Source organism: Catellatospora tritici, assembly GCF_019083965.1.
Taxonomy (GTDB): domain Bacteria; phylum Actinomycetota; class Actinomycetes; order Mycobacteriales; family Micromonosporaceae; genus Catellatospora; species Catellatospora tritici.
In genome coordinates this window covers 299,977-318,002 of sequence record NZ_JAHRCY010000009.1, presented here as the reverse complement: position 1 = coordinate 318,002, position 18,026 = coordinate 299,977, and the positions used below count along the sequence as shown (strand labels likewise).

Below are 18,026 nucleotides of genomic sequence, written 5' to 3'. Positions count from 1 at the left end.
GTCCGATCCGGAGAGAGTTGATCGAAAGACTTGCGTTCTTGGTGAAGTAGTGAAATTTTCCTTTGCACTGATCCGTTTATGTGGAGGAAATCTCATGCGGAGGAGAATCACCGCTGCCGCGGTGACCACGGCGCTGCTCGGGGCGCTGCTGCTGCCTGGAGGCGCGCAGGCCGACCCGGTCGCCGGAAGCCTGTCTGCCCAGGACACCGCAGACTGCGTGCTCAACCCGGCGCTGCCCAAGCGCCAGTTCCGGGCGATGTGGATCGCCAGCGTCGTCAACATCGACTGGCCGGGCGGGCCGGGCCGGGCCGAGGAGGCGCTCAAGGCCGAGTACCGGGGCTGGCTGGACCTGGCGCAGCGGCTCAACCACAACGCGGTCGTCGTGCAGGTCCGCCCGACCGCCGACGCGTTCTGGCCCTCGCCGTACGAGCCGTGGTCGGAGTGGCTGACCGGTGCCCGGGACGGCAACGGCCCCGGCTGGGACCCGCTGGCGTTCCTGGTGTCCGAGGCGCACGCGCGCAACCTGGAGTTCCACGCCTGGTTCAACCCGTACCGGGTGTCGATGCCGCAGGGCGCCGGCGCCGACCCGAACCTGCTCGCGCCCAACCACCCGGTGCGCCAGCACCCCGAGTGGGCGCTGGCCTACCCGGTCAACGCGGCGGGCAGCCGCCTCTACTACAACCCGGGCATTCCGGCGGTACGCGCGTTCGTGCAGGACGCCATCATGGACGCGGTCGACAAGTACGACATCGACGGCGTCCACTTCGACGACTACTTCTACCCCTACCCGGCCGCCGGTCAGGACTTCCCCGACCAGGCCACCTTCGCCGAGTACGGCGCGGACTTCGCGACCAAGGCCGACTGGCGCCGCCACAACATCGACCTGCTCATCCAAGAGCTCAGTGGCCGGATCAAGGCCAGCAAGCCGTGGGTGAAGTTCGGCGTCAGCCCGTTCGGCATCTGGCGCAACAAGGCCGCCGACCCGCTGGGCTCGGAGACCAACGGCACCCAGTCCTACGACGCCAACTTCGCCGACACCCGCAAGTGGGTCAAGGAGGGCTGGCTGGACTACATCGTGCCGCAGGTCTACTGGAGCATCGGCTTCGCCGTGGCCGACTACGCCAAGCTGGTGCCGTGGTGGTCCGACGTGGTGTCCGGCACGAACACCCAGCTCTACGTCGGCCAGGCCGACTACAAGATCAACCTGGCCGGACAGCCCGCCGCGTGGTTCGACCCGAACGAGATGAGCAAGCACATCACGTTCAACCGGGACTACAACGTCGCGGGCAACGTCCACTTCTCCGCCAAGGACGTCAAGGCCAACCGACTCGGCGCCACCGACATCGTCGCCGCTGAGCAGTACAGCAAGCCCGCGCTCGTACCCACGATGGCGCAGCTGCCCGCCAAGCCGCTGATGTTCCCGGTCGTCACCTCGGCCACGCGTCAGTCCGACGGCATCGACCTGGCCTGGCGGCCGATCGCCGACGGCCTCGGCCCATTCGGCCAGGCCGCCTCGTACGCCGTCTACCGCTTCGACGGGTTCCAGCCGCGCCTGGGCGCCTGTGACCTGGCCGACGCCACCCATCTGATCACCACCACCCGCGGCACGTCGTTCACCGACACCACCGCGGTCGCCGGACAGCGTTACACGTACTACGTCACCTCGGTCGACCGGCTCTGGAACGAGAGCCCGGCCAGCCCGCCGCGACTGGTGCCCTGATCCTGCACCCGGGCACGCCCGCACCTGACGGGCGTGCCCGGCCCGCAATGAACGCGACATATCGGGGCACCACGGGTAGCTTCCTGAGCATGGAGACTGCTACCACCACCGTCGACCGGGCCGTCACCCCGCGCGGAGAGCTGGTGCTCCGGGAATGCGCCGGGCACTACGAGGTGATCAGCAACGGCGTGTTCCTCATGGACACCCGGGCCGGGCAGTCCGAACGCCTGCTGGTGCGGGCCGCGCTGGACACCGCCCCCGACGGCGCCCGTTTGCTCATCGGCGGGCTCGGCGTCGGCTTCTCGCTGGCCGAGGCGGCCGCCTCGGCCAAGCCCGCCCACATCACCGTCGCCGAGATCGAACCAACGCTGGTCGGCTGGCACCGCGGGCCGCTCGCCCGGTTCAGCGCCGGGGCCATGGACGACCCACGGGTACGGGTGGTCACCGCCGACCTGACCGCATGGCTGCGCACCACCGACGAGACCTTCGACTCCATCTGCCTCGACATCGACAACGGCCCCGACTGGACCGTCTTCGACACCAACGCCGCCCTCTACCAGCACGACGGCCTCGAACTGCTGCGCGAACACCTCACCCCGGCCGGCGTCCTCGCGGTGTGGAGCGCGAACGAGTCGCCCGCCTACGCGCGGCGGCTCGCCGCGGCGATCGGCCCGGTCCGGATCCTGCGTATACCCGTCCCGCGCGGCGAGCCCGACATCGTCTATCTGGCTCGTCCGCGCTGAACCGGCCGCCGGTCACATGGGCGGCGGCGGCACCGGCGGGATCGGTGAGGGCGTAGGCGTGGGCGGCTGCGGCGGCCCGGGAACCGGTGGGACCGGCGGCTGCGGCGGTTCCGGCATCGGCACCGGCGGCTGTACGGGATCAAGCGGATCGGTGGGCGTCATCTTCTGCCTCCAACAGGTCTATGCCTGCGATGTACCCGGAGACGTACCGCCGTCAAACGGGTGTACTCGATCAGACGATCGATTCGGTCGCCGGGTCCGCTGCGCCGACCCGGCCGCCACCCGGCGTTCTGGGTCGGATCTACGACTTGATCTTGGCGGAGTCAGTCGATCAACCTACCGTGACGGCCATGAACCCCTCCTCGCTGCGCCACGCGGCCCCCGGCGCCGCCCGGACGCGTACCCATGACAAGTCCGCCCAGGCATCGACCCGAGCCGTGCTGGCGCTGGCCGGGGTGCTCACATTCGCCCTGCTCGGCACGGCCGCCTGCGGGAAGAAGGACGAACCGCGGACCAGCGCGACCGCGAGCACGGAACTGACCGCCGGGCCCAGCGCGAGCACCGACCCGAGCGCGCAGGCATCGGCCAGCGCGGCGCCGCAGTCGTCGTCGACCGGTGGCGGCAGCGGCGAGAAGCCGCCGTCGTTCCCGTCGTCGGCCAAGGACTACGGCCTGGCGACCCTGGCCGCCTGGGCCACCGGCAGCAAGTCGAGACTGGACCTCTACGCCAACCAGGCGGCCGTCGCGCAGTTCATGGGTCACGGCAAGCCCAACAGCCAGTGGACCAACCTCAAGTGCGAAGCGGCCGGCGACGGCCAGACCGCCTGCGACTACCGCAACGCCCACGGCGACGACGCACGGCTGACAATGATGAACACGCAGCTCGGCCACCCGACCGCCACCACCGACGTGTTCATCAACCGCACCCAGTACGCCACCACCGCCAACCAGTATGTCTCCGACTTCATGGCGGCCTGGCAGGACCGCAACAAGCAGCGGATGACCCGCTACGCCAACTCCTCCATCGCGAACTCGTTCCTGGGCCAGACCCCGCCGACCGGCACCCAGGTCAACGCCACCCAGTCCGGTAGCACCTGGACGGTCGAGGTGACCGGCCTGCCGCTGGGCTCGGGCAACTGGACCTTCACCGTCAACGGCGGCAAACTCGGCGACGGCAACGCCATCACCGCGGCCAAGGCCGACTGACCGCTGCTGGTAGCGTCGGACACCCCTCCGACACTGTGGACGGTGACCATGCCCACGGCGCCCTCCGACCGGGATCCGGGCACGTTGCGACGCGCCCGGATCGCGGTGAGCCTCCAGTTCGCCCTGTACGGCACCATCCTCGGCACCTGGACCGCCCGCATCCCCGCCATCAAGCAGCACCTCGAGCTCACCGACGGGCAGCTCAGCGTCGGCCTGCTCGCCTTCGCCGCCGGTGCCATCATCGGCATGCAGGCCGCCGGACGGCTGGTCGACCGCCTCGGCAGCGCCAGGTTGCTGCTGCCGATCGTGCTCGCCGACGGCCTGCTGCTGGTCTCGCCCGCCCTGGCCGGAAACCTGGTCGTGCTCGTCGCCTGCCTGCTCGCCTTCGGCACCGCCCACGGGCTGCTGAACATCGCGATGAACGCGGCGGCGGTGCAGACGCAGCGGGCCTGGCAGACGCCGATCATGTCGTCGTTCCACGCCGTGTACAGCGTCGGCGGGTTCCTGGGCGCGGCCATCGGCGGCCTGTGCGCGTACGCGGGGCTGAGCGCCACCGCCACCTTCGCCGCGGTCACCGGCCTGGTCGCGGTCACCGCGGTCCCGACGGCCCGCTGGGGGCTCGACGCGGACGCGCCGCAGGCCCAGGTGCGGCCTGACCGCACAGTGGCCCCGCTGCCGGGGGTGACCCTGCTCGGGGTGCTCGTCTTCTGTTGCCTGGTGGGGGAGGGGGCGGCCGCCGACTGGAGCACCGTCTACCTGCGCGACAGCCTCGGCAGCACACCCGGCTTCGCCGCGGCCGCGTACGCCGCGTTCTCGATCATGATGATGGCCGGGCGGCTCGTCGGCGACCGGCTGACCAGAGCGCTCGGCCCGGTCCGGCTGGTACGGGCCAGCGGGCTGCTGGCCGCCGCGGGGCTCGGTGTGGCGCTGCTGATCGGGCACCCGGTCGCCGCCGTGGCCGGATTCGGCTGCCTGGGTGCGGGCCTGGCGTGCATCGCGCCGCAGGTGTTCTCGGCGGCGGGCAGTCAGGACCCGGCCCGCGCCGGCCAGGCGATCGCCCGGGTGGCCAGTCTCGGTTTCCTCGGCTTCGTGGTCGGGCCGATCGTGATCGGGGCGGCGGCTGAGGTCACCGGGCTGCCCGCCGCGCTGTCCGTGCCGGCGGTGCTGGCTCTTTTCGTGGCGGCCTCGGCCGCCGCGCTACGGCCCCGACCGATGGCCGCGGCCGTGTCACCCGCCGCAGGTTGAGCGGCGTATCCACACCGGCCATCACCTGCCCGGCCCGCGGTGGTGAATCCGCGGTTCATGGCGCTGCAACAATCCTGCAAACGGTCATTCATTGACTTCGTTTGTCGCGGGCTGCACCGTAGTGGTTGGAATGCGCTTTCCAAGCGTCGGCGGGGCCGGGCGACCCGCTGAGCGTCAACCAGGCGCGCGTGGGCGCGGACGGTCCGATCGCGCCTGACCGGACAGGTCCGGCCGCGCCGGGCAGGCCCACGGCTCCACCGGTTTGACCTGGACGCGACTGCCGGCGGCACCGGCCGCCGAGCCGCGCCGCGACAACCGATCCGATCCAGCACAGCACCCACATCAGAGGCGGTAGGCGATCTCACCGGCGACCAGCCGGGGGTCCCGGCTGCCTGCTCGGCGACCCCGCGACCGCGACGACATCAGGCAATCGAAGACGAAGGCGAGACCACAATGAAGCGAAAAGTCCTATGGCGACTGGCGGCGGCCGTGGCCACCACGACCGCGGCGGCCGCCGTCGGGGTGGCCCTGTCGGTGCCCCAGGCCTCGGCCGCGACCGGCGGCGTCACCGGCTTCGCGACCCAGAACGGCGGCACCACCGGCGGCGCGGGCGGCGCGACCGTGCGGGCCACCACCGGGACCGCGATCCACACCGCCCTGTGCACCCGGGCCAGTAGCAGCACCCCGATCATCATCCAGGTCGAGGGGACCATCAACCACGGCAACACCACCCAGGTGTCCGGGCCCAGCTGCAACACCGCCGCCGACAAGATCGAGCTCAAGGAGATCAGCAACGTCACGATCATCGGGGTCGGCGGCGGCGCGATCTTCGATCAGCTGGGCATTCACATCCGCAACTCCAGCAACATCATCATCCAGAACGTGACCGTCCGGAACGTCAAGAAGTCCGGCTCGCCCCTGTCCAACGGCGGTGACGCCATCGGCATGGAGAGCACCGTCCGCAATGTCTGGGTCGACCACGTCAACCTCCAGGCCTCCGGCGGCGAGGCAGAAGGCTACGACGGCCTGTTCGACATGAAGGACGACACCAGGTACGTCACCCTGTCCTACAGCACGCTGACCAACTCCGGCCGCGGCGGCCTCATCGGCTCCAGCGAGACCGACACCGGCAACGGCTTCATCACGTTCCACCACAACCTGTACCAGAACATCGACTCGCGTACGCCGCTGCTGCGTGGCGGCATCGCCCACATCTACAACAACTACTACGTGAGCCTCAACGAGTCCGGCATCAACTCCCGGGCCGGCGCCAAGGCCAAGGTCGACAACAACTACTTCAAGAACTCCATTGACGTCCTGGGCACGTTCTACACCGACGCGGCCGGATACTGGCAGGTCAGCGGCAACATCTTCGACAACGTGACCTGGTCGGCCCACTCCAGCGACCACAACCCCGCCGGACCGAACCCGGTCTCCAACACCACCGTCAGCATCCCGTACGCGTACACCCTCGACCCGGCCAGCTGCGTGCCGACCGTGGTCACCGCGACCGCCGGTGCCAACAAGGGCCTGCAGGTGTCCAACGGCAGCTGCGTGCCCACCTCGCCGACGGCCGGACCGAGCAGCAGCCCGTCGCCGCGCCCCAGTGCCAGCGCCAGCGCCTCGTCGAGCCCGAGCTCCCCGTCGCCGAGCCCCAGCCAGCCCAGCGGGACCAACCTGAGCATCGGGGCGGACTCCGACGGCTCCAGCAAGGCCAGCGGCACCAGCTACGGCAACGTCCGCGACGGTGACATGAACACCTACTGGTCGCCGACCGGCACGACCGGATCCATCTCGATCAAGTGGGCCTCGGCGACCCAGGTGTCGCGGATCAACATCCGCGAGTCCTCGGGCGCGGTCGGCCTGATCGGGAACTGGCGGGTCATCAACGCCGACACCGGCGCCGTCCTGGCCACCGGCAACCGGGCGGGCGTCATCAGCTTCACCTCGACCTCGCTGAAGAAGATCACCTTCGAGATCACCAGCTCGACCGGCACCCCCAAGGTCGCCGAGTACGAGACGTACGCCTGACGGCTCCGATCACCGCGTCGCGACCATGCTCGGCCGCGGCGCGGTGATCGCCCGTCCGGGGCCCGCCCCGTGACGCCCGTTCACCGCGCCGGACCGGGGGCGGTCCGGCTGAGGTCCGCGCCCGGCTCGGCGGACTCGTCGATCAGGTCGAGCAGCGTGTCGACGACCGCCGGATCGAACCGCGTGCCGCGGCCCTGGACCAGCTCGCGCCTGGCCTCGGCCTCGCTCAACGGCGCCGTGGGCGGCCTGCCCGCCCGCATCCTCGCCCAGGCGTCGCACGCGGCGATGATCCGTGCGCCGATGGGGATGTCCGTGCCCGCGAGCCCGCGCGGATACCCCGTACCGTCGAAATTCTCGTGCTGGGCGGCGACCAGCGGCGCGAGATCCGGGCGGTCGGCCAGTTCGACCAGCAGGCGGGCGCCCTCCTCCGGATGACGGCGCACGTCCTGCGCCGCGGGCGAGGCCGCGGAGGTGACCACCTTGCCGAGGTCGTGCAGTCGGGCCGCCGCGGCGACCCGGCGCTGCGCCGCCCCGTCGAGCCCCAGCCGTACTGCCGTCCGTGTCGCCCACGACGACACCATCGCCGCGTGCGCGGGCTCGCCCGACGCCACGTCGATCCGGTCGGCCAACCACACCAGCCCCGGCGGCAACTCGGCCACCGGATCGGGTGCCGCGGGCGCCAGCCCCGAGCCCACCACCCGGTCACGCCCGAGTGCTTTGGCGCGGTACAGCGCCTGATCCGCCGTCTCCACCAGCTTCCCGACGTCGGCCTGCCCCGCCTCCGCCGAGGCCACTCCGAACGAGGCCGTCAGCCGGATCCGGTCCGAACTGCCCCGGACCGTCACCGGTGTCCGGCACAGCCCGGCACGGATGCGTTCGGCCAGGTCGACCGCTGCCTGCCCGTCGGTGCCGGGCAACAGGCACGCGAACTCCTCACCGCCGTACCGGCAGATCAGGTCCCCGGCCCGCACCGACCGCCGCAGCAACAGGGCCACCTCGGCCAGCACCGCGTCACCGGTCGCGTGCCCGTACGTGTCGTTGACCTCCTTGAAGTGGTCCAGGTCGAGCAGGACCACGCTCAACGGAGTGCCGTGCCGGACCGCCGAGGCCGCCTCCACCACGAGCATCTCCTCGAAATGGCGCCGGTTGTAAAGGTCGGTGAGCGAGTCCGTGATCGCCTCGCTGCGCAGCCGCTCGGCCACGCGCGTCCGCTCCCGGGACGCGCCGACCTGCCGCACCAGCAGCCCCACCAGCAGCAGCAGTGTCACGCCCAGGGTCACCCGCGACAGCTCCCCGACCACGACCAGATCGGCCAGCGCGACGCCGCAGACGGTCACCACCGCCACCATCACCGGCAGGAACGACAGATCCGGCTCGACCGTGGGCCGCTCGTCGGACTCACCGCTGCGCCCCGCCACGACGGCGGCGATGCACAGCAGCACCGCCTCGGCCTGCCAGCCCATGTTCAACCAGCTCGCCGTCCGGTATTCGTGCTCCAGGGTCAGATAGGCGTATGCCGCGTCGGTGAGCGCGGCGATCCCGAACGCGGCTCCGGCGATCACCATGGACCGCGGCACGTGCCGCGGCCCGCTCAGCACCACCGCCGCGAGAATGCTGACGAGGCTCACCGAAAGCACCGGGTAGATGAACGCGGTGACCGCCCCGGCGTTCCAGGTGGTCGGCATCAGGGGCCCGAGCAGCAGTTGCCAGCCGAGCGCGGCACCACCGGCCGCCACCAGCAGTGCGTCGACCATCCGCCGGGTCTGCCGCAGCAGCCCCGCGCCCAGACCGACCACGATCGCGGGCACCGCGATCAGGTACGACAGGAAGTAGCCGACGTCCGCGAACGACGGCATCGGCACGTGGCCTGGCTCCTGGTAGGCGTAGCGGGCCCAGGTGAACTCGCCCGCGAACCAGAGCAGATTCGAGACGGCGAGCAGGCGCCAGGCGGTGCGGACGCGATGTCTCGTACGGGTGGCGGCGTAGATGCTCAGGCCCGCGGCGGCGGCGATGGGTACGAGATACACCACGTTGCCGACCAGAAGGGACGCCGATGGTGAATCCTGGGTGAAGAAGACCAGTAGGGCGTAAAACACCAGCCAGGCGAAGCCGATGAGCACAGTCGCCAGCACGACCCGGTCGGAAGCGGCGCCCTTCGCCCGGGTCTGTCCGGCCGCTCCACTCACCTCCGTGGCGACCTCCCGACCATGCCGACTACATGTCCGTACCAAGTCTCGCGCGCCGGGACCCTGACCGAAAGCAAACGCACGGACACCAGCCGCTCGGAGGTGCAGGATGGCGGGTGGTAATGGATCGATGCGGGTCACCTCTACGTGCGCCGGGCGCAGTTCGCGGTCAGGGTTGCGTGACGCTGTAGATGGATCACCCCCACATGCGCGGGAGCAGGCCAACCGCTCCAGCACGCCGACAGCTGGTTGGGATCACCCGCGCGTGCGCGGGGAGCAGCACATTCGCGCGGCCAAGGCGGCGAGCGCGATCCGTGCGGATTACCCCCACCTGCGCGGGGAGCAGATCAAGGCAGCCCTGCTCAGCTACGCGCTGGCGGGATCACCCCGCGTGCGCGGGGAGCAGGCTGCCCACGTGAGGAGGGGCGGGATCACCCCCGCTTGCGCGGGGAACAGGGGCCTTTGCGTGTGCACCCATTTGAGCTGCACCGGATCACCCCGCGTGCGCGGGGAACAGAAGTGGGCACACATGCTCGGCTTCGGCGGCCACGGATCACCCCCGCGCATGCGGGGGTGATCCCGCGCGCCGCAGCGTCGCGACGTCGCGGCCGGTCTGCTCCCCGCGCATGCGGGAGTGATCCCGGCGTGTGGCTGCCGGAAGCGGGTGCCTGATGCTGCTCCCCGCGCATGCGGGGGTGATCCCCGGTCCTGGCACGCGGTCGGCCGAGCGGTCGACTGCTCCCCGCGCATGCGGGGGTGATCCTTGGTCGAGGTTGACGATCGCCAGGGTGGCGGCCTGCTCCTTGTGCATGCGGGGGTGATCCGGCCTACGCGCTGAGCCTCTGGGGCGGCGACGACTGCTCCCCGCGCATGCGGGGGTGATCCGGCGGCGGTGACCACCCTGGCGATGACCGGCCCCTGCTCCCCGCGCATGCGGGGTGATCCCCACAACTCCCTCGTGCTGCCCGCTCCGGTGCTTGCTTCCCACGTACGCGGGGTGATCCACTGAAATGGATGTGTCACAGGTGGCTGTTGTCATGCTCTCCGTGCATGTGGGGGTGATCCGACTTCCAGGTTGTCCTCGCCCGTTGTATCCCACTGTTTCCCGCCTATGCGGGAGTGATCCTGACACCCGCATCGCGTGCCACACTGCCGCACCTGCTCCCCGCGAATGCAAGCGTGATCGAGCTCGACGATGCTGACCATCGGCCTCGGCGGCTGTTCCCCGTACGCGCTTGATGATCCGTTCCAGATCGATCAGCCTGCCGACCGGATTATCTGCCTTGCCAGCCCACAGGGGTGATCCCATCTCGGTCTTGGACGCGTATAGGCCGAATCGCTGCTCCTCGCACATCCGGAAGGATCTCAAGCGAACGCGGCCCGACGCCCATCCGGCAACTGCTCCTCGCGCAGGCGGGGTGATCCGAGGTCAGTGCACTTGCTGGTGATCGCCGGCGCCTGGTCTCCGCGCATGTGGGGGATCTGAAGATCTAAAAAAGGGTAGGGCTCCGCCGCCGATCCGGCACGTCGTGAACCGGGGACCAGCTGTCCAGCGTCTCAGCTACGAATGACGCCGCCGGTGCCGCGACCATCGCGGCACCGGCGGCGTCCTCATCCGAACAGGGTCAGGCCCTGTCCTTGTCATTCAGGAAGAGGACCGTGACCACGGTGTTGTTGGCCGGGTCGGGGTCGGGCGTGGAGCTGGACACGGTCGCGATGTTCACGAGCCGCTCCTTGTCCTTGTCCTTCTTCTTGCCCTCGGTCCGGGCGTCGTCATCGTCGTCGTCCGCGTCAAGCACCTTCGCCTTGATCACGAACTGGGCCGTGGAGCCGGCCGCGATCGTGTCCACGTGGCAGGTCACGACGTGCCGCTGCTCGTCGTAGTCGCAATCACGCGAGACGTACTGCACCTCCAGCCGGTCCGGGCTGAGCGGCAGCCGGTCCACCACGGTGACGTTCTGCGCGTCCGACGGCCCGCCCTCGCCGCAGTTGCCCCGGGTGTCCGGTACGGCGGTCGGCGAGTCGCCCGCGCAGCCCTTGTCGTTGTGCACGGTCACCAGGAAGGCGATCTGCTGGTGCTCGTCCGGCTTGACCCGGGCGACCTGCTCGCCCGGGGCGAGGCCGGCGGCCTCGATCCACAGGTCCGCCGAGGTCTCCACGTCGGTATCGGTGGAGGCGGTGTTGTTGTCGGTGTTGGAGTCCGGCGTGGTGGACGACACCGTCACCTCGTTGGTGAGGGTGGTGCCGTCCTCGACCGACGGGTCGACCGCGACGGTGATGGTCACCGTCTTCGAGGCTCCGGACGCGAGGTCGCCCAGCTGGCACACGACCTGGTCGGGCCCCTGGAACACGCAGACGGAGTTGTCTTCGGCGTCGACGCCGGAGACGAACTCGGTGTCCGGCGGGAGGGTGTCCTCCAGCTTGACCTGCTGCGCGGTCGACGGGCCGGCGTTGCTGGCGGTGATGGTGTAGACGAGCTGGTCACCGGCGAGCACCGGGTCCGGATCGTCATCCTTGGTCACCGACAGGTCCGCGTCGGCGGTGACGGTGGTCTTCACGCTCTTAAGGACGTCGTCGTTGTCCGGGTCAGCGGTCGCGCTGGACACCACGGCCTCGTTGAACAGGATGGTGCCCGTCACCGCGTCGGCGTCGAGCCTGCCCACGACCTTGATGAGGACGCTCTCGCCATTGGCCAGGTTGCCCAGGCCGCAGACCAGGTCGCGACCGGGCGGCTGGCCGTTGGTGCAGCTGCCCTTGCTCGGGGTCACCGACACGAAACTGACCCCGGCCGGGAGCGTGTCGCGTACGACGACGTCGTGCGCGGTGGAGGGGCCGTTGTTCGTCACGGTGATCTCGTAGGTCAACTCGGAGGAGCCCAGGGCCGTCTCCGGTCCGGTCTTGTCGAGGGACAGGTCAGCCGACCCGACGAACTCGACCCGGCCGATGGCCTCGTTGTTGTCCAGGTTCGGGTCGGTGCCGTTGCCGTCGACCCGGACCACGTCGTTGATCTGCGAGACGTCGGGTGCGTTGACGGCGACGCGGACGGCGGCACGGCGGCCGGGTGGAATCGTGCCGAGGTTGCACTGGATCTCGGCGTCGGTGACCGGCCCGGTCGAGGTCGGCGCGCACCGCGCGACCGGCTGGGTCCCCACGCTCACGACCTGGAACGGTGTGGCTGAGCTGAGGGTGTCGTGCAGCATCACGCCGACGGCGTCGGACGGCCCGAGGTTGTCGACGTAGATGGTGCAGAAACCGCCCGTTCCGGCCGGTGCGGGCTTGTCGGGCTTGCAGACCTTGGTCACGGCCAGGTCGGCTGAGCGCTCGACGGTGGTGGTCTGGGTCGCGGTGTTGTTGCCCGCGACCGGGTCGACGACGTTGTTCGCGCTGACCGTCGCCTTGTTGGTGAGGATGCCCGGTGGCAGGCTCGAAGGGATCTCCAGCTGCAGCGCGATCGGCACGACCTGGTCCGGTTGCAGGTTCGTGATGGTGCAGGTGACCTTGAAGGTCGTCTGGTCGAACACGCAGCCTGACGGGAGAGGTGTGAGCGGTACGAAGTCTGTCGGCAGCTGGTCGACCAGCGTCACCGTGGGGACTGCGCCGCCTGCTCTGTTGCCGACCTCGATGGTGTAGGTCAGCACCCGTCCGGCCAGGACCGGGTCAGGGAAGTCGGCCTTGTTGACATACAGGTCGGCGACGACGGGTAGCGCCTGGGCGGCGGTCCGCGCCGGTGAACCTGTTGTCGGATGGGGCGCCGCCCGTGCGGGGTCTGGCGCGAGGCTCGCCGCGAGTCCGCCGGCGAGCAGCAGTGCTCCCTGTGCGGCGAGAAGACGTCTGGGTGACAACGTGCCTCCTAGCTGGTTGATCTGGGTCCAATCACCCACATCGTCAACGGCGTCGGATCACGTTAGGTAATCACCTAACTACGTTTAGTGGCCATGGTGTGGTCTGCGGGCTCGGTGCGGAGCTTGGGTGATACTCGGCGGGTGACGACCTCACCGCCCAGCCCGTCCGTGCCGATGGAGTCCCGTAACGCGGTGCTCGCGGCCTATCTCGACTACTTCCGCGCCACCGTGCTGGCCAAGGCGACCCGACTGGCACCCGACGAGCTGCGCCGCAGCCGCCTGGCCTCCGGCTGGAGTCCGCTGGAACTGCTGAAGCACCTGCGCTGGGTGGAGTTGCGCTGGATCGAGTGGGGGTTCGAGGGCCGCACCTTCGAGGAGCCCTGGGGTGACTGGCGCGACGGGCGCTGGCACGTCGACCCGGATGAGCCGGCGGAGGAGGTGGTCGCCGCGCTGCGCGCGCAGGGCGAGCACACCCGCGAGATCATCATGGCCACCGATTTGGCCGAGGTGGGGCAGCCGGGACCCCGCTGGGAGGGTGCCGAGCCGCCGACGTTGGAGCGCATCCTGCTGCACCTGGTGCAGGAGTACGCCCGCCACGCCGGGCACCTCGACATCGTCGCCGAGCTCTCCGAAGACGAGCGTCCCGAGTAGCGATCGCGAAGAAATGTCCGGTATGGCGGGAGGCCGCCAACCTTGCCAGTGGCGCCGCGTCAGTATAGGCAAGCTTCTTTACTGTTAACTGTCTTTCTTGTATGTTCACGGAAACGCTTCTGTCCCGTTCGTCGATGTTTCATTCCCCCAAAGGAAGGTCGACAATGCGTTTCCGCCAAAAGCTCGCCGCGGTGGCTTCTGCCGCGGTGACCGTCGCCGCCGCGGTCGTGATGACCGCCAGCCCCGCCTCGGCGGCGAACCTGCTCAGCAACCCCGGCTTCGAGTCCGGCTCCCTGTCGCCGTGGACCTGTAGCGCTGGTCTCGGCTCGGTCGTGTCCAGCCCGGTCCACTCCGGAACCAAGGCCCTGCAGGGCGTGCCCAGCGCGTCCGACTACGCCCAGTGCAAGCAGACCGTGTCGGTCCAGCCCAGCACCACCTACACCGCGACCGCGTGGGTGCGCGGCGGCGGTGGCTACGTCTACCTGGGCATCACCGGCGGCACCTCGACCTGGAACCCGAACGCCGCCTCGAACTGGGTGCAGCTGTCGGTCAGCTATACCACCGGCGCCTCGCAGACCTCGCTCGAGGTGTACGTCAACGGCTGGTACGGCCAGCCGACGTACAACGTCGACGACGTGTCGGTGGACGGCCCCGGCGGCACGGGCGTGCCCGGCACCCCCGGCACCCCGTCGGTCGGCACGATCACCAACACCTCGATCGCCCTGTCCTGGGCCGCCGCGAGCGGCACGGTCACCGGCTACCGGGTGTACGAGGGCAGCACGGTCGTCGCCACCGTCACCGGCACCTCGACCACGATCGGCAGCCTGGGCACGTGCACCAGCCACAGCTACACCGTGGCGGCGTACAACGGCTCCGGCGAGTCGGCCAAGTCCGGTGCCGCCTCGGCGACCACCACCGGCTGCACCAGCGGCGTGCCGTCCGTGCCGGGCAACTTCCGGGTCACCGGCTCGACCGCGTCCAGCATCTCGCTGGCGTGGAACGCCTCCACCGGCACCGTCACCGGCTACCGCGTGTACGAGGGCACCACGGTCCGCGCGACCGTCACCGGCACCACGGCGACGATCAGTGGCCTGGCCGCCTGCGGCAGCCACACCTACACCGTGGCCGCGTACAACGGCTCCGGCGAGTCGGCGAAGTCGACGTCGGCGACCGGTTCCACCACCGGCTGCCCGACCGGCACCGCCATGGCCGCGCCGTACTACTACAACGGCTGGGGCAGCCCGCCGAACATCGCCACCGTCATGAGCTCGACCGGCATCAAGCAGTTCACGATGGCGTTCATGCTCTCCGGCGGCGGCTGCGTGCCGATGTGGGACAGCTCCCGTCCGCTGACCGGCGGTGTGGACCAGTCCACCATCAACACGATCCGCGCCAACGGCGGTGACGTCGAGATCTCCTTCGGCGGCTGGCAGGGCAACAAGCTCGGCCCGAACTGCTCCTCGGCCTCGGCCCTGGCCGGTGCCTACCAGCAGGTCATCAACGCGTACAACCTCAAGTACATCGACGTCGACATCGAGAACACCGACGAGTTCGAGAGCGAGGTCGTGCAGGACCGGATCCTGGGCGCCCTGAAGATCGTCAAGCAGAACAACCCGAGCATCAAGACGATCCTCACCTTCGGCACCACGACCACCGGCCCGTCGTACTGGGGCACCCGCCTGATCAACCAGGCGGCCGCGCTGGGTGCGAACATCGACGTGTTCACGATCATGCCGTTCGACTTCGGCGGCGGCGCGGACATGTCCGCCAGCACCATCAGCGCCGCGACCGGCCTGAAGAACGCGCTCAAGACGGCGTTCGGCTGGAGCGACGCGCAGGCGTTCGCCCACGTCGGCATCTCCGGCATGAACGGGTACTCCGACCAGTCGGAGATCACCTCGCTGGCCAACTGGACCAGCATCCGCAACTGGGCCAACACCAACCACATCGCGCGCCTGGCCTTCTGGTCGGTCAACCGTGACCGTGGCTGCGCGGGCGGCGGCCTGCAGGAGTCGTGCTCGGGCATCGCCCAGTCCGACTGGGCCTTCACCGCCATCACCGCGGGCTTCACCGGCTGACCCTCGGCCACCGCACCACGGCGCGGGCCGCCACCGGACACCCGGTGGCGGCCCGCGCCGCGTATGGCGGCGTCGGGGAACGCGCTGCAGTTCGGGGAAACTGCAGGAATCTTGGCCCGCATTCGTGCAGTTCTCCCGAAACTGCACGACGCCCCACCCCGCCCCGGCCCGCCTCGCGAGGCGCTCGGGCGGCTGCCCATCCCCGACAGTCGCAAGGGCGACGTGGCGTGGCGTGGAGGTGGGGGTGGCCCGCATCGTGAGGGCACTTCGCCCACCGATACGAGGAGATCACGATGGCTCGATGGAAGCGGCTGGCGTTCGGCGCCGGTGCGCTGGTCCTGGCCATTGCCGTGCTGCCGCCCGGCGCCGCTACTGCGGCCCGGCAGCCCCCGGCCGCCGCAGCTGCCGCACCCGCCGCGGAAGACCCGTTCGCCGAGGAAGCGGTCGGGTTCGCCAAGGAGCGCGGCATCAGCGAGGCCGAGGCCCGCAAGCGGATGTCCTGGCAGCTGGTCGCGCCCGACCTCGACGAGCGGCTGCAGCGCGAGCTCGGCACCCGCTACGGCAACGTCTGGATCGACGTACGCGACGGTGACCGGGTCAAGGCCGGGGTGACCGGTTCGGTCGACGACGAGGTGCGGGGCATCGTGAAGGCGGCCGCGGCCGCGGTCGGCCTGACCGACGGGTACGACGTCGTCGCGGTCAAGCGGTCGGCGGCCAAACTCGCGGCCGACAACGACTGGCTGGCCGATCAGATCATCCGTACCAATGTGGGGGTGGAGGCGCCGCTGAGCGCGGGCATCCGTACCGACCTCAACGCCCTGATGCTGCACGTGCCGCGGACCGGCACGTTGACCGCGGCGCAGAAGGATCTGATCACGACGGCGCAGGCTCGGCTCGGGGCGGGGCTGGTCCTGGGTACCTCCTCGGGGGCCTTCAAGACGTTCGCGTGCGACGTGCCGTACTGCGACAAGCCGCTGCGCGGCGGCGTGAAGATCAACCACCCGTCGACCTGGTGCACCGCCGGGTTCATCGCCCAGAGCAAAGTGGACAGCGTCAAGTACGTCGTGACCGCCGGACACTGCGCCTACCAGCACCTCGGTACATGGAGCAGCAAGAACGTCGCGCTGACCTCGACCGACATCGGCCCGGTGCACCACTGGATCTTCGACACCTACATCGGCGACATGGCGATCATCCGGATCAACGACTCGTCGGCGACCGGCTGGAACCCGCAGCCGTGGGTGCTGGTCACCTTGAGCTTCCAGACGACCGAGAACACGACGTACCACATCGCCTCGGACAACATGAGCGTCGTGGGCATGCGCATCTGCACCACCGGCGCGGCCACCCGGGTCACCAACTGCAGCCATGTCGAGGAGCTGGGCCTCACCGCGAGCCTGGATGGCCTGACCATGCGCAACCTGGGCCTGACCGAGAACTGCGGCAAGCCCGGTGACAGCGGTGCGCCCATGTTCGCCAGCCACGTCGGCTACGGCATCCTCGTCGGCGGCGACGAGGACGACTGCGAGATCGTGTACCAGGGCATCCGCACCGCCGAGCGCGAACTGAACGTCAACATCCTGCACTGACCCGCGCTTCGAACCCCGCGCCCCGGCCGCGCGTGGCGCGGGTTTCGCTGCAGTTTCGGGGAAAGTGCAGGAATCGTGGCGATGATTCCGGCAGTTTCCCCGAAACTGCCCGCTGATCTTGGTGGGGTGGCCGGTCAGTGGGCGGTGATGCCCGCCAGCATGGTGCGGATGGCGGGGGTGGGGTCGAAGTCCGGGTCGGGGCAGGCGAGCTGGATCGCGACCAGGCCGTCGACCAGGGCGAGCATGCTCAGGTAGTCGGTGCGCGGATCGGTGGAGCCGAGCCGGGCCACCCACGGGATGCCCCAGGCGGCCAGCCGGTCCCGCGCGGCGCGGATCTTCCCCTGCAGTTCAGGCTGGAACGCCGCCTCGTGGAAGACCGCGTGCCGGGCCAGCGTCAGGTGCCGGGCGGCTCCGGTCAGCTGGTGCACCATCGCCGCGATGAGCTGCGCGAACTCCTCGGGTGAGGCGGGCGGGGCGGCACGTTCGTCGACCAGCCGCTGCCATACCTGCGTCTCGATCTCGACCAGGCGGTCCAGCACCGCGCCGACCAGGGCGTCGCGGGTGCGGTACCCGTTGGAGGTCGACCCCTCGGGCAGGCTCGCCTGCGCGTCGACGGCGCGGTGGGTCAGGGCCCGCAGCCCGCGGGTGCCGAGCACGGCGATGGCGGCGTCGAGCGTCTGCTGCCTGCGATCGGACATGAGAGGCACACTACACCTGTAGTCAGGCGCACTACACC

At 69.9% G+C, this 18,026-nt stretch carries 11 protein-coding genes; 8 read left to right on the top strand and 3 right to left on the bottom strand.

The genetic code is table 11. From position 1 onward, the window contains the following. Positions 1-94 precede the first annotated feature (94 nt). The 5 genes from KUA19_RS22295 (at position 95) to KUA19_RS22275 (ending at position 6,944) form a co-directional block, all read left to right on the top strand. Complete coding sequence (locus KUA19_RS22295) at positions 95-1,720, top strand: glycoside hydrolase family 10-like protein (RefSeq protein WP_217398518.1); 1,626 nt, start codon at positions 95-97, stop codon at positions 1,718-1,720. 89 nt (positions 1,721-1,809) lie between these two features. Then, positions 1,810-2,463, top strand: a complete 654-nt coding sequence (locus KUA19_RS22290) for a spermine/spermidine synthase domain-containing protein (RefSeq protein ID WP_217398516.1) — start codon at positions 1,810-1,812, stop codon at positions 2,461-2,463. Between the two features lie 350 nt (positions 2,464-2,813). Next, entirely contained in the window at positions 2,814-3,668 is an 855-nt protein-coding gene (locus KUA19_RS22285; protein ID WP_217398514.1) for a hypothetical protein, read from the top strand. Between the two features lie 48 nt (positions 3,669-3,716). After that, positions 3,717-4,913, top strand: a complete 1,197-nt coding sequence (locus KUA19_RS22280) for an MFS transporter (RefSeq protein ID WP_254549941.1) — start codon at positions 3,717-3,719, stop codon at positions 4,911-4,913. Between the two features lie 453 nt (positions 4,914-5,366). Continuing rightward, the gene (locus KUA19_RS22275; RefSeq protein ID WP_217398510.1) at positions 5,367-6,944 is read left to right on the top strand and encodes a pectate lyase family protein; all 1,578 of its coding nucleotides are present in this window, start codon (positions 5,367-5,369) and stop codon (positions 6,942-6,944) included. A gap of 80 nt (positions 6,945-7,024) precedes the next feature. Here KUA19_RS22275 and KUA19_RS44615 read toward each other — a convergent pair whose 3' ends face one another. After that, complete coding sequence (locus KUA19_RS44615) at positions 7,025-9,130, bottom strand: bifunctional diguanylate cyclase/phosphohydrolase (protein WP_217398508.1); 2,106 nt, start codon at positions 9,128-9,130, stop codon at positions 7,025-7,027. A gap of 1,625 nt (positions 9,131-10,755) precedes the next feature. Continuing rightward, positions 10,756-12,972 carry a DUF11 domain-containing protein gene (locus KUA19_RS22265; protein WP_217398506.1) on the bottom strand — a complete coding sequence of 739 codons (2,217 nt, stop codon included), beginning with the start codon at positions 12,970-12,972 and terminating at the stop codon, positions 10,756-10,758. Between the two features lie 141 nt (positions 12,973-13,113). Here KUA19_RS22265 and KUA19_RS22260 point away from each other — a divergent pair, with 141 nt between their 5' ends. The 3 genes from KUA19_RS22260 (at position 13,114) to KUA19_RS22250 (ending at position 17,290) form a co-directional block, all read left to right on the top strand. Continuing rightward, a complete protein-coding gene (locus KUA19_RS22260; RefSeq protein ID WP_308167572.1) occupies positions 13,114-13,623 on the top strand; it encodes a mycothiol transferase in 510 nt (169 codons plus the stop codon). Between the two features lie 164 nt (positions 13,624-13,787). Further along, positions 13,788-15,701, top strand: coding sequence for a fibronectin type III domain-containing protein (locus KUA19_RS22255; protein ID WP_217398503.1), 1,914 nt, complete (start codon positions 13,788-13,790; stop codon positions 15,699-15,701). A gap of 293 nt (positions 15,702-15,994) precedes the next feature. Further along, positions 15,995-17,290, top strand: a complete 1,296-nt coding sequence (locus KUA19_RS22250; RefSeq protein WP_217398501.1) for a S1 family peptidase — start codon at positions 15,995-15,997, stop codon at positions 17,288-17,290. 134 nt (positions 17,291-17,424) lie between these two features. Here the strand turns inward: KUA19_RS22250 and KUA19_RS22245 are convergent, their stop codons facing one another. Next, positions 17,425-17,988, bottom strand: a complete 564-nt coding sequence (locus tag KUA19_RS22245) for a TetR/AcrR family transcriptional regulator (RefSeq protein ID WP_217398499.1) — start codon at positions 17,986-17,988, stop codon at positions 17,425-17,427. Between the last annotated feature and the right edge of the window lie 38 nt (positions 17,989-18,026).